Source organism: Neobacillus niacini (assembly GCF_048572935.1).
GTDB classification, from domain to species: Bacteria; Bacillota; Bacilli; order Bacillales; family Cytobacillaceae; genus Neobacillus; species Neobacillus niacini.
This window is the reverse complement of the sequence record NZ_CP183883.1, coordinates 1,380,436-1,394,304: the sequence shown is the minus strand read 5'-3', so window position 1 is coordinate 1,394,304 and position 13,869 is coordinate 1,380,436. Positions and strand designations below refer to the sequence as shown.

At 41.3% G+C, this 13,869-nt stretch carries 10 protein-coding genes and 1 riboswitch; of the genes, 2 read left to right on the top strand and 8 right to left on the bottom strand.

From position 1 onward, the window contains the following. Positions 1-6 precede the first annotated feature (6 nt). A complete protein-coding gene (locus ACN6MT_RS06690) occupies positions 7-879 on the bottom strand; it encodes an ROK family protein (RefSeq protein WP_419955232.1) in 873 nt (290 codons plus the stop codon). A gap of 678 nt (positions 880-1,557) precedes the next feature. Between ACN6MT_RS06690 and manA the strand changes: the two genes are divergently transcribed. Next, positions 1,558-2,505 carry a mannose-6-phosphate isomerase, class I gene (gene manA / locus ACN6MT_RS06685; protein WP_419956396.1) on the top strand — a complete coding sequence of 316 codons (948 nt, stop codon included), beginning with the start codon at positions 1,558-1,560 and terminating at the stop codon, positions 2,503-2,505. 1,100 nt (positions 2,506-3,605) lie between these two features. On the opposite strand, the gene ACN6MT_RS06680 is transcribed toward manA, so the two are convergent. The 7 genes from ACN6MT_RS06680 to ACN6MT_RS06650 all read right to left on the bottom strand — a co-directional run bounded on the left by ACN6MT_RS06680 (position 3,606) and on the right by ACN6MT_RS06650 (position 12,764). Then, the gene (locus tag ACN6MT_RS06680; RefSeq protein WP_419955231.1) at positions 3,606-4,406 is read right to left on the bottom strand and encodes an ElyC/SanA/YdcF family protein; all 801 of its coding nucleotides are present in this window, start codon (positions 4,404-4,406) and stop codon (positions 3,606-3,608) included. Positions 4,407-4,637: 231 nt separating this feature from the next. Further along, complete coding sequence (locus tag ACN6MT_RS06675) at positions 4,638-6,047, bottom strand: sodium:solute symporter family protein (protein ID WP_419955230.1); 1,410 nt, start codon at positions 6,045-6,047, stop codon at positions 4,638-4,640. Between the two features lie 41 nt (positions 6,048-6,088). Beyond that, on the bottom strand, positions 6,089-7,723 hold the full coding sequence (locus ACN6MT_RS06670; protein ID WP_419955229.1) for an N-acyl-D-amino-acid deacylase family protein: 1,635 nt from the start codon (positions 7,721-7,723) through the stop codon (positions 6,089-6,091). Continuing rightward, positions 7,716-8,933 (bottom strand): YgeY family selenium metabolism-linked hydrolase, encoded by a 1,218-nt coding sequence (locus ACN6MT_RS06665; RefSeq protein ID WP_419955228.1) that lies wholly within the window; start codon positions 8,931-8,933, stop codon positions 7,716-7,718. Before ACN6MT_RS06665 ends, ACN6MT_RS06670 begins: the two co-directional genes overlap by 8 nt. Before the next feature lie 71 nt (positions 8,934-9,004). Beyond that, entirely contained in the window at positions 9,005-10,228 is a 1,224-nt protein-coding gene (gene dpaL / locus ACN6MT_RS06660; RefSeq protein WP_419955227.1) for a diaminopropionate ammonia-lyase, read from the bottom strand. A gap of 181 nt (positions 10,229-10,409) precedes the next feature. Continuing rightward, entirely contained in the window at positions 10,410-12,182 is a 1,773-nt protein-coding gene (locus tag ACN6MT_RS06655; RefSeq protein ID WP_419955226.1) for a sigma 54-interacting transcriptional regulator, read from the bottom strand. A 195-nt stretch (positions 12,183-12,377) separates the two neighbouring features. Then, positions 12,378-12,764 (bottom strand): RidA family protein, encoded by a 387-nt coding sequence (locus tag ACN6MT_RS06650; RefSeq protein ID WP_419955225.1) that lies wholly within the window; start codon positions 12,762-12,764, stop codon positions 12,378-12,380. Positions 12,765-13,446: 682 nt separating this feature from the next. Next, positions 13,447-13,530: riboswitch (cyclic di-GMP riboswitch) on the top strand. A gap of 22 nt (positions 13,531-13,552) precedes the next feature. Here ACN6MT_RS06650 and ACN6MT_RS06645 point away from each other — a divergent pair. Beyond that, positions 13,553-13,690, top strand: coding sequence for a hypothetical protein (locus ACN6MT_RS06645; protein ID WP_419955224.1), 138 nt, complete (start codon positions 13,553-13,555; stop codon positions 13,688-13,690). Positions 13,691-13,869: the final 179 nt, after the last annotated feature.

The following is a 13,869-nucleotide window of genomic DNA, read 5'->3' as shown; positions in this document are numbered from 1 at the left end:
GACATTTTATTCGTGACTGACCTCTTCTAATGCTTGCTTTCCAAGCAGAAGGGATCCGGTAATTCCAGCAAGATCGCCCAGACCGGGACGCACAATATAGTCGGTAAGTTCCGGCAAGGAAACATATCCGTTCACAAACTCCGGCAAATACTTATAAATCGAGGCGAATACTTGCTGTTGATGCATGACTCCGCCACCAAGAATAATCTTTTTCGGCGAAAGAATTAAAATATAGTGATAGAGTGCTTGTGCAAGATAATAGCCTTCCAAATCCCAAACTTCCGGACGGTCTACTAACTGGATGCCTTTTTCGCCCCATCGCCCTTCTATGGCTGGGCCTGCCGCAAGACCTTCTAGACAATCATAGTGGTAAGGGCACTTTCCAACATAGGCGTCGTTTTCATGACGTCTGACAAGAATATGTCCCATTTCGGGATGCGAAAGCCCTTGAAGCAGCTTGCCGTGTACTACTGCACCTGCACCAATCCCTGTACCAACTGTAATATAAAGACAGCTATCCAATCCCCTTGCCGCACCAAGTTGTGCCTCACCTAAGGCAGCCGCATTGACATCCGTGTTAAAACCGATTGGAATTGGAAAGGCTTCCTTCATGGTTTCTAGGAACTTGAAGTCTCTCCACCCTGGTTTGGGTGTGGATGTAATATTCCCGTAAGTCGGGCTTTCATGGTTTACATCAATGGGTCCAAATGAACCAATCCCTATCGCCTTTAGCGGATACTGCTTGAAAAAGTCAATTACCTTCGGGATGGTTTCTTCCGGTACCGTCGTCGGAAACTGAATTCGGTCCATGATAGTGCCTTGTTCATCCCCGACAGCACATACAAACTTGGTCCCGCCAGCTTCAATCGCACCTAACATTACGTTATCACTCCTTTTATTTTCTATTGTTTATACAAAGATTATCAGTAAGGCTCGCTTCACACAGGTAAACGTTTTCAAATTATAGTGAACATAGCATGAAAGAAGAAAAGAACCGTTAAATGTTTGCTCGTGACCCCTTACCAATTAAATGACAGAATATATAAAATTATTATAAACTAGCAAATAAAGATGTCAATGACAGAAAGCACAATCCCAGGTGTCTACCATACAAAAGGATAGAACTAGTGACAGGTTTTTTGTTACTAGAACTCTCTCTATCTTACATTCATATGTGATATGCTTAAGTAAAATATTTACAGGCAGAGTACGAATAAAAATTACCTAAATTAACGACCAAGGAGAAGTTAAATGACTGAAAAACGATCGGTGATAATTTCGTAATTGAATCAGGCAGTGTTGTAAGGAAAGATATTTTATCCAGAGTTTTTGCAGGTGGTGTTCCTTGCCGTGTTATTCGTGGAATAACGAATGAGGATAGGAGGGATTAAAACTTCCTGATACATAGATTACAGGTTTGCTTTAAAGTACAAATTAAATAAATCTTTTAGCAGTTTAACAGTTCATACAAATCGGACTGCTTATTTTTTATTGAAATATAGGGAGCTGCTGGGCTATGGCCAAGCAAGCACTTAAAGAGACACTTTGGAGGTCAGAATTTTGCAACCATTATTCTTAAAACCAGTTTTTAAAGAAAGAATTTGGGGCGGTACCGCTCTTGCGAATCAATTCGGATATGAGATTCCAACCGAACTTACTGGAGAATGCTGGGCGATCTCAGCTCATCCCAATGGACCCTCCGTCATTGAAAACGGCCCATATGCAGGAATGACGTTAGATGAACTTTGGAAAAAGCAGCCTCAGTTATTTGGAAATCCTACAGAAGACGTTTTCCCGCTATTAACCAAAATCCTTGACGCCAATGCGGATTTATCGGTTCAGGTTCATCCCGCAGATGAGTATGCCAAAATTCATGAAAACGGTGATCTAGGAAAAACAGAATGCTGGTACATCCTTGACTGTAAAGAAGGGGCCGACATGATTTTCGGCCACAACGCGAAATCAAAAGAGGAATTAATTCAGCAGATTAATGAAGGGAAATGGAGCGACCTGCTGCGCAGAGTAAAAATCAAGCCGGGGGAATTTTTCTATGTTCCAAGCGGTACCATTCATGCGTTATGCGAAGGAACGCTCGTTTTAGAAACACAGCAAAGCTCTGATACTACATACAGGGTCTATGACTATGACCGTAGAGATAGTGACGGCCATTTACGTGAACTTCATTTAGAAAAAGCGATTGATGTTACCACGGTACCACACCAAGAAACCGGTTTTACGCCAAAAGTGGAGAAACGAGAAAATGCCACTGTGACGACTTTCGTTGAATCTGAGTTTTTCTCTGTATATAAATGGGATGTTCATGGTAAAGCAACATTCTCTGAAGATCAGCATTATTTACTTGTAAGTGTGGTGAATGGTGATGGGGCCCTTATGCATACAGGAGAGCGGTATTCGTTGAAAAAAGGAACTCATTTCATCCTTCCAGTTGGATTTGGTGAGTTTGAATTGGATGGGGACGTGGAATTGGTTGTTTCTCATACATAAGATCATCCTTAGTCCCCGGGTTAATCATCCCTGGGACTAATCTATTCTTAAGGGTCTGAACCAAAAGTAAGATTTGTCCTCAAGACTCTGCATTAAGGACAAATCTTGCTTGGTACTATGGCGATTCGTACTCAAGACCCTGCATTGAGGACAAATCCTTGCTTGGTACTCGGCGATTCGTCCTCGAGACCCTGCATTGAGGACAAATCTTGTTTAATTCCCACCCGTTTTGTCCTCAAGACCCTACATTGAGGACAAATCTTGTTTAATTCCCACTCGTTTTGTCCTCAAGACCCTGTATTGAGGACAAATCTTGTTTAATTCCCACTCGTTTTGTCCTCCGACCTGCATTGAGGACAAATCTTGATTAATACTCACCCGTTTTGTCCTCAAGACCCTGCATTGAGGACAAATCTTGTTTAATTCCCACTCGTTTTGTCCTCAAGACCCTGCATTGAGGACAAATCTTGTTTAATTCCCACTCGTTTTGTCCTCAAGATCCTGCATTGAGGACAAATCTTGTTTAATTCCCACTCGTTTTGTCCTCAAGATCCTGCATTGAGGACAAATCTTGTTTAATTCCCACTCGTTTTGTCCTCAAGACCCTGCATTGAGGACAAATCTTGATTAATACTCACCCGTTTTGTCCTCAAGAACCTGCATTGAGGACAAATCTTGATTAATACTCACCCGTTTTGTCCTCAAGACCCCGCATGGAGGACAAATCCTTGCTTGGTACTCACGGGTTTTGTCCTCAAGACCCTGCATTGAGGACAAATCTTGTTTGGTACCCACACGTTTTGTCCTCAAGACCCTGCATTGAGGACAAATCTTGATTAATTCCCACTCGTTTTGTCCTCAAGACCCTGCATTGAGGACAAATCTTGATTAATACTCACCCGTTTGTCTTCAAGACCCTGCATTGAGGACAAATCTTGATTAATTCCCACCCGTTTTGTCCCCAAGAACCTGCATTGAGGACAAATCTTGATTAATTCCCACCCGTTTTGTCCTCAAGAACCTGCATTGAGGACAAATCTTGCCTAATACCCGCTCGTTTTGTCCTCAAGACCCTGGACAATCCTTCACAATCTTCCTTCCTACTTCGAAGCATACCGTGGATTTGCAACTCTCACCAAATCTTCAAATTCAACTTTTAACTCTTCAAATGCTTTCAATACATGCACAGGAATATCAACGTGTGCAATATAATTTTTTCCGTTAGGACCATATCCATTAGCGTCATCTAATAATCTTGGTATTTCGCCCATCAATAGAGAAATATACCTTTTTATATCCCACATCCCCCAAATACCTGAAGGTTCAATCATTATTTTTTCATTTTTCACTTCAACTCTAACCTTATATGAAGCAAAATTTATTACTTTAACCTTTGAATCCTGGAGAAATTTACGAAACCCAGCATCCATCCTGCACTGCATCGTGGAGTCTTGGACAATAATAATATTGTTAGGGAAAAGGTAATTTTCTTTCATAACGTCTAACGCATAAGTAATGTTATTTCCACAATTAGTGGAATTACGCTCTAACAAAATATTGTCAATATTATATTTCCGTCTTATATAATCACTCATAATTTCGGATTCTGTCTTCCCTGTAGTTACTATTTCGGGATAAGCACTATGAATTTCTCGACGTAAACTCTCTGTAGTATGTCCTTCTCCACCAACAATCATAAAGTTTTTGGCGATATTATTTGAAATGGCTTTACCAACTATGTCGCAGCCATAGGCTATACTACCACCAAATAAAATTAGTAAATCCGTTTGTGAAACTTGATATTTTTCTTCTAATGCATTACTTGTCAAAGAATCAATATCCCTTTTTCCAAGAAAGTCACTTAATATATTTATGTTTTCTGCCATTTTATATAAATCCATTTAACACCTCCAGAAATAAGACTCAATTCCATTCTATTATAACAATTCGTTCAACTATCTTGTCACGTAAGCTTACTACACGTATAAACCGCTTTACATCCATAAAAAATGAGAGTGTCAAATTATATACAATTTGACACTCATTTTAAGTTACATTTTTAATATTTGCGATCGTTAACGGTACCCTTTTAGTCCATAAGCACTCTCTCCTGCATTTGTGACAGCAGCACCTTACACAGATAAGTCGTTAGAGTTAAATGCAGTTGGTGCCTTCGGAACTCCTCTTTTAAGTTCGATCCAGTTAACAAGTAAAAAGGTAATTAGACTTGCTACACAGCCGGCAATAACAGCCATGATACCATATGGTTCTTTTGCTAACTGCCAGCCAACCCCCGTTACGGTTCCGATGACAATGGAATAGAGACCGGCTCTTGGTGTAACTTTATCCCATAGCAACCCAAGAATATAAGCAGCAAATGGACCCGTTGAGCGAATCGTAAAGGCAAAGACAAGTAAAGGAATAATAGCCTGACTGAATAAGGAGATTACGATTGCCACGACACCTGATAAAACAACCAATCTTTTACTTAATTTCAATTCATTTTCCGGCTTAACTTCTCTTTTTAAAACCGTTCCATGAATGTCTTTCACATAAACACTCGCTACCGCTAGCAGATTTCCAGAAGCACTCGATAAAGTTGCTGAAATAACGCCTGATAGAAGTAAGCCGGCGATAAGCGGTGGTAATAATTCAACAGAAACAGTGGCTAAGGCATTGTTTGCATCGATATTTGGGAATACAGCTAGCGCAATTAAACCAAGGAAGGCTGGAATAAAGGCGTAAACGGACATGAGGATTCCACACAATAGCGAACCGACAACAGCTGTTTTCTCATTTCGGGCCGAGTAATACCGCTGGACCGCTTCCTGCCCAGTTGAAAAGGTCATAAAATACAAGATAATGAGCCCTATAATCGTTTTCCAGCCAATTTTCGTAAATCCTAGCTGCTCCGGCGGCAGATTCGAAATGACGGAATCAAAGCCTCCTGCGTTATGTAACGCAAAGGGAACAGCGATAGCAAAACCAAAAACGATGATAAAGAATTGAACAAAGTCCGTTAGAGTAACACTCCACATTCCGCCAAGATACGTATAAAAAACAACACCAATACCGGATATAAGAATGGCCCACGTTAAGTTAAATCCTGTTAACACATGGACGATCGTAGCGGTTGCAGTAATTTGTACCGCAGCCAGTGCAATCGATGCCACAAAAGACAAGATACTTGAAATCGCATAACTACTTGTACCATACCTTCTGCCAATAATTTCAGGAACCGTTGTGGCCATCGCCCTTCGCATTAAGGGTGCGATAAACGAACAAAGTAAGATCCCAATCCCTGCTGCTACCACATACCAGCCGGCCGAAAGTCCCCACTCACCATATGCTTTTGAAGCCACTCCAACCGAGCTTCCGCCGCCAATCTCAGTGGCAGCTAAGGTTCCGGCTAGCATAATCGGACCTAATCGACGTCCTGCAAGATGATAATCATTACTATCTTTGATTTTGGTTTTCGCATATAACCCGATTCCAACCATAGCCGCCATATACACAATAATAATCGTCCAAATAATACCCATAAATCATCCCCCTTTGTATGGTTGCCATCAAAAACGATTGATTACTCTACTGTAACCTGCTGTTTTTTCCCTGATTGAACCCCTTTGTACTCTCTACGGATGACTTTTCCTGCGGCCTTTCGGTATGCCTGTTCTCCTTGAATCACCACTTGCCCGTTTACAATAACGGTGTCAATACCGATGTTGTACTGCCGCGGCTTTTCAAAGGTTGCCTGGTCAATGATTTGATCAGGATCAAAAATAACAATATCAGCAGCCATTCCTTCTCTTAGAATCCCTCTGTCCTGAAGACCAATAATTCTTGCAGGCTGTGAGGTCATTCTCCGGATCATACTCTCTAATGGCAGTACCTTCTCCTCACGAACATACTTACCTAGTATTCTCGGAAAGGAACCAAATGCACGTGGATGCGGCTCTCCGCCCAACAATCCGTCACTTCCAATCGTACCTGCCGGATGAGCTAAAATTGCTTTAATTGATTCTTCATTCATGACAAAATCGATCATACCAACCGCATTTTTTTCATGAAGGATCAGATCGAGTGCAACATTGGCGTAGTCTGTTCGGTTTTCCAATTCCGCAATTTGGATAATCGTCTTTCCTACAACATGCTGACGCTCTTTTGAGTCAACTGAAGTAATAATAATGCCGTCCCACCCAGCCCATTTGGAAATACTATCCCAGCCTTTTAAAGCCGTGGCCATTTCGGAAACTATTCTCTCTCTTAAAACCGAATCTGTCAGGCGCTCCAGCATTTTTTCACTTCCGCCATCATGGGCCCATGGGGGTAGGATGGCACTTAGCATCGTACTTCCGGCAGTGTACGGGTATTGGTCAAACGTTACCTCTAGTCCTTCTGTTCTCGCTTGATCAATTTTCTTCAAGACATCCGGTGTTTTATACCAGTTATCTCTCCCACAATTCTTTAAATGGGAAAAGTGAAGATGAGCACCGCAGCGTTTCATCATACCGATCAATTCCTGCATGGATTCAAGAATTTCATCGCCCTCACTTCGTTGGTGAATCACAAGCGGTACACCATACTCAGCGATTACCTCACATAAAGCTTCAAGCTCTTTCATTTCGGCAAAACAACATGGAGGATAAATTAACCCCGTTGACAGCCCGACCGCCCCTTCTTCAAGTGAGCGTCTTAGGACCTCCTGCATCTGTTTAATTTCCTCATCGGTGGCGGGACGGTTATCTAGACCCATTACTTCCATTCGAATATTTCCATGCGGTGCCAAAACAGCCAGGTTATAACTCGGATTGTTGGACTCGATTTTATTCAAATAATCACCAACTGTTCTCCAATCCCAATCAATTGGCGGTGTTCCATTGAGCCCCGCCATATTTTTTTTCCAAGGAGAGACAAATTCCTCTGGAAGAGGTGCAGCCGCAATCCCATCCTGTCCTAGAAGATCGGTGGTGATGCCTTGTCGAACCTTGGCCTCAATTAAGGGTTCATCAAGAATGACAAGGTCGGAATGAGTATGCATATCAATAAATCCTGGAGAAACTACCTGCTGCTTGGCATCAATTACTTCCTTTGCATCGCAAGCACTAAGTTTTCCTATCTTTTCAATACGCCCGCCTTTCACACCAATATCTCCGTAAAACCAGGGCGATCCTGTGCCATCAATAATTTTTCCGTTGCGAATGAGTAAATCAAACATTGGTAAGGTCCTCCTTTTTGCTTTTCTTTAGTAGAGATAGCGCTTCCATAATGACCCGATAGCCTTCTGCTGCCTTCGTTAACTGATCAATTTCTATATATTCATTATCAATATGAGCTAAATGCTCCAGTGAAGGACCATAGCCAATGGTAGGAATATTGGCTTCACCTGCAAAATGACTTCCATTGGTACAGAAGGAATAATGGGAAAGCTTTGTATCTGTATTTAGTTCACGAAGCCTTTGATAGGCAGCCTGGACAAATTCCTCTCCTTCATCATAAAGCCACCCTGGGAAGAAACGCTCTGCTTCAATGACAGCCCCCGTATAACAGCGCTCTTCTCCAGTGGAATAGCTGACATTTGCTTTAAAGCTAGGGTCTTCAACCTCTAGTTGGTCGACTAAAGCCAGAATCGGAGCGAGTACAGATTCTCTCGTTTCATTCACAAGCAGACGACGATCAAAGGTCACACGGCAATAAGAAGGAACAACCGATGCTCCTGGATAAGGAGAAGATTTAATATCGGTTAACTCTAGAATTCCTTTTCCTAACACGCTGTGGTTCTGGACAGGCAGCTCTTGGATAGCAGATAAGAGTTTAATCATCTTAGTGACAGCATTGATTCCCTTATCTGGATTCGAGGAATGTGCCGGCTTTCCAATTGTCTCGACAACAATTTCCGCACGCCCCCGCTGGCCGTGGTTAAGGTTCAAGTTTGTTGCCTCCCCAATAACCACATAATCTGGACGGATGGCTTCACTCACTTTCCTTGTCGCAACGCCTTCAAAGCATTCCTCGTGGACACTGCAAGAAACGACAATTTTCCCTGGAAACCGTTTATGGGTGTCTTCCACAAAATGAATCGCTGCGGTAATCATGGCACTGACCGCACCCTTCATATCAGAAGTACCTCGTCCATAAATCTTCCCATCCCGGATTTCGCCTGAATAAGGATCAAGCGTCCAATTTTCCCTTTGCACAGGCACCGTATCAATATGTCCGTCAAATAGGATAACAGGTCCCGGCTGATCCCCGTTCACCACCAGCAGCACATTTCCGAACTCATCCGACCTTGCCTCATCAAACCCACGATCCTTCGCATACTCCATAATTCGCTCGGCAACCAAACCCTCCTCCCCAGAATAACTAGGAATCCTCACAAGCTCCTGACACAACTCCACAACCTGCTGCTTTCGACATTCTGATAACATTCTCGTATACCTCCTGAATAATTATTCATATCATGTATATTTGGTGACAGGCACCACTACTGCTACACCGCTTACGAATAAAGTCCCTTCCAAACGATGTCCAGGTAATGCTGGTGATCGGTGTCACCTTCTGTGCTGATGACTAGTACTCGGGATGATGAATCGAGTTCCAGTGCCTCACGGGCTTCTAGGTTTTCTTGCTGTGTGCAAAGGTGGACGAGCAGGCCTAGTGGAACGGCCCCGGATTCTCCTGAAATAATTTTTGGATCTTCACCAAGCGGGTTTCCTAGCACTCTCATTCCCAGAGCGGAGATAGAATCCTCACAAGAATAAGCGGCCCATGCATATTGACTTAATATCCGGAATGCCCGTGTATTCGGTTCCCCACACGCTAAACCTGCCATAATGGTATTCATATCACCTGTAACGAATTGCATGGCCCCTGTTTCATTATGGAATGAACGATAATAACAGTCTGCTAGATTTGGTTCGACGACAATAATTTTGGGTGCTTGCTCTTTGAAGTACTGCGTAAAATAAGCGGCAATACCAGCGGCAAACGAACCAACTCCAGCCTGGAGAAAAATATGGGTTGGCGGTTTTTCCGATTGTGTCTCCAATTCTTCCAGAATTTCTTGTGCGATCGCTGCATAGCCTTGCATTATCCATAGCGGAATCTCATCGTAACCTTCCCAAGCCGTATCTTGAACCATAATCCAGCCATTCTCCTCCGCTAATCTCGCACATAATCGAACGGTTTCATCATAATTAACGTCCGTTATATCTGCCTCCGCACCTTCATTTCGAATCGCAGTCAAGCGTTCAAGGGATGACCCTTTTGGCATATAGATCACGGATTTATGCCCAAGTTCCCGGGCTGCCCATGCAACACTTCGGCCATGATTACCATCCGTGGCTGATATAAAAGTAAGTTCTCCTAGCTGCTCCTTTATTTGCGGCGACCGAAGTTCTGCAAAAGATAGCGTCTGAATATCTTTTCCAAGCACATCCGCTAGATATTTTCCAACCGCATAAATACCGCCCATCACCTTAAAGGCATTTAAACTAAAACGCTTGGACTCATCCTTTACTTTGATATCTGCAACATTAAGATAGTTTGCAAGTCTTTTTAAAGAATACAGAGGAGTATTCGTATAATCGTCGTGTGTCCGCTGAAATTGCAAAACACCCTTAATTTCTTCATTCGTAAAGTGTTTTAACTCATCCTCGTTATACTCCGGATAGTAGGATCGATTTTTAACCCATTTGATTTTATGCTCAACTGTTTGCTTCACTCTATCACTCCTATCTTTAATAAAACTAAAATTTCTGACTTATTAAACAATAATGCAAGTACCGTGCCAACATATAAATTCTTTGTTTAAAGGTCACAAAAAAAAATAAAGTCTGCTAAAGTATCAGATTGATACCTTAGCAGAAGCTATTAATCACTTCACTATGATTAAAACAGGAAATTTAGGAGCTAGTATCAGATTGATACTGAGTATCGATTTGATACTTCTTCATTTTTCTAAATAAAGTAGCCCTTCCGATTCCTAAAAGGGTACTGGCATCTTCAATTTTCCCATGATTTTGCTTAATGTAGAGCAACGCTTTTTCAATCAACTGCTTTTCCATTTCATCAATGGAATAGAACGGGGAAGGCCCCTTCTCTTCTGCTATATTCAATTTCTTCTGAATCATTGGCCCGGCATCCTCCATCGTAATCCAGCCATTGGTGAAAAAATTAAATAAATACTCAATGAAATTCCGTAATTCTCGAACATTTCCCTTCCATACGTGACGCTGCATGAACTCCATCACGTCACTATCTAATCCTAGTATCTTTGCCCCAAAACTTTCATTAAAAATACGAATAAAATAATAGCTTAAGTCGACGATATCTTCCTTCCGATTTCGTAAAGGCGGAATGAAAATGGGGATGACATTCAATCGGAAATATAGATCCTCACGAAATCTACCTTCATTCACCATATGTTGAAGATCTTGATTCGTGGCCGCAATGACCCTGACATCAAGAGGAATCGTCTTAACCCCGCCAATTCTTTCAACTTCCTTTTGCTGAAGTACCCGAAGCAGCTTCACCTGCAGGTGCAAAGGCATTTCCCCAATTTCATCAAGGAAAATCGTTCCCTGATGGGCCATCTCAAACTTTCCAGGTTTACCAGACGGATTGGCTCCAGTAAAGGCACCTTTCTCATAACCAAATAATTCACTTTCCAATAAATGTTCTGGTATCGCCCCGCAGTTTACGGTAATAAACGAACGCTGTTTTCTTGGGCTTGATAAATGAATAGCCCTTGCAAATTCCTCTTTCCCTGTCCCGCTTTCCCCTTGAATTAAAATGGTCGAATTCGATTGAGAAACACGAAACGCATATTCTTTAATTTCCTTCATCGAAAGGCTGTTCCCAATAATCGGATTAAAAGCTTTCTTTCGGTCCTCGGCCGTTCTCTCCGCTAAATGCTGAATCTCATCCACAGCTTGAATCATAAATAAATGTTCAACTTGATTCCCATACTTTGAAAGTTCCTGCCTAACAATAAAAAACGATTTTTCCTCCCCATTAATAGCAAGTTGGACGGTTTTTCCCTTCCCTTGATGATGTTGAACCAGTTCTTTTAATTGCTCCTTAATAGCCGCCGGGAACGTACTCTCCGATAACCCAAGTAACATTTTTGCTTTCGCATTCATCTCATGAATTTGCCCAAAGTTGTCCATCACAACAATGCCCTGCTCGACAAGGTCCATCATTCGTGTCAATTTATTGGAGGAATCTTTTAATCTTTCCATCACTTCATGCTCATGCAGTTTACTTGCAAGTAAGTCTGACATTTTATTTAAAAATTCTAGAATACCCTCAGAATTCTCGAATAACCGTTGCTTTTGTTCCTGGTTGAACGCAAGCAACCCAATGACTCCGAGGGAGATATCATTGTAAAAAATTGGTGTACAAATCTCCCCTGTTTCCGGACAATCCTGATACAGTTGACATCGCTTACAAATCTCTTCAAAACCTGGATTACCAATAATTACTGGGCGGCCCGTGCGGATGGCAGACCTGTACACCAAATCTCCTTCCATCTTAGTAAGAACGCCGTTTTTCTGCTCCCCCGTTCCAGCCACTCTTATAAATTGGTGATTGGCAATTTCGACTTCAATCTTGAGAACAGAAGCAATCGCATCTGCTATTTGTTGTACAACCGGCTGAATAGTAAGCAAATCCAAAATAAGTTCCCCCCATATGAATTCATGCCCATTAGATTACTATAAAGTTTAGCATTAAGTAGAATCGTTTTGGAGGTTTGCAGATAGATAATTCAAAAAATTTAGAAGTTTACTATTCAAAAAAAATATGTGGATTGCCTCTTTATAAAAAAAGAAGCCCCTACTAATAAAGGCATTCTCTTCAGAGAAAAAAATTTATTTGTTATTTTGTAAAGCAATTACTTCTATTTCTACTAAAGCTCCTTTTGGAATTGCTGCAACCTCAACACAGCTTCTGGCAGGTTTATGGTTGGTAAAATACGACCCATAAACCTCATTCACACTTTGAAAGGAATCCATAGAATCTAGAAAAATTGTAGCCTTCACAACATCTTCAAGACCTAAATTTAACTCCGCCAGCAATCCAATAATATTTTTCATCACTTGTTCCGTTTGTTCACCAGCATGTTCTCCAATCATAATCCCAGTTTTTGGATCAAGCGGCAGCATTCCTGATAAAAAAACAAATCCATTGGCAATAATCGCTTGAGAATAGGGACCTACAGCGGCTGGTGCGTTTTCTGTCTGTACTTTGGTTATCATAGTAGAACTCCTCCTTTTGTTTTTCATATAAATTCATGCAAATTCCGTGCCACAGGACTCGCCAAACACAAAAGGGTTTTCGATAGCTGGAATTGAAACGGCCGCAAACTACCTCTAAATGTTAAACATTCCCCTACATTTTTCTTTTCTACTACCATTTTAAGCTCTGTTACAACTGAATGTTATTATGAAAAATAAGCGAAAGAATTCCGGCTAACTTGAGAATTACCTCTAATATCATAAAAATAAGAGGAGTTTTTCCTTTTAGATGATCCAAATCTTTGGATTTTGTCTTATTTTGAGCAGTTAAGCGAAAAATTTCCGCTTATATCAGCTTCTTGAGCTTCTTCTATATAAATTACAGGAATTTTTCCGCCTATGATTTCTCATACTTCCACGAAATACAACAGTGAATAATAACAAGCCTTAATTTAAAAATAACTTTTTTCAAAAAAGGGCTAGTCAATTCTAAAAAATTTGTCGATAATAGTAATGCAGCTTGTTACTCCTAAGCAAGTTGCTAGTAATATTTCACTAGAGCTGTCCATATTAGACAGCTCTTTTTATTCAACTCGGACCAAAAAGCAGGCAACATCCTCACTATTGCACTCTTGGTGAATCGTCGCGAATTTTGTCGAAAATTAGTGACTTTTCTCTAATTATATGATTATAATGGTAAGTATTTATCTAAAGGCAAACTCACTGAAAAGTGAGGACGCAAAGCTATAGGGGCTTCCGTCCTTGGACCTGCCAGCCAGCTACCATCAAATGAAAGAGGGGAATTTTTGATGTCAAAAAGTATGTGGACCACGCCTGAAGAGGCTATGAAGAGAAAAAAGAGGAAAAAAATTCTACTCTATATTGCCATTATGACTGGCACCGTCTTTCTAAGTGCAGCCGTTACGTTGCTCGCTAACTCTATATAAAGTAAAGTCATTATAAAATCCAACGGTGATTTGTGCTCTATTTGACCGAAACCGTGGGTGAACAATGATTTGAATAAAATGAGAATGTTACAAATCAACACTACACTCTAACAAAACGGCCTTACCACGATTAATCCAGGAAAGGCCGTTGCTCCCTTCTACTTCAAGAAAAGTTGTTT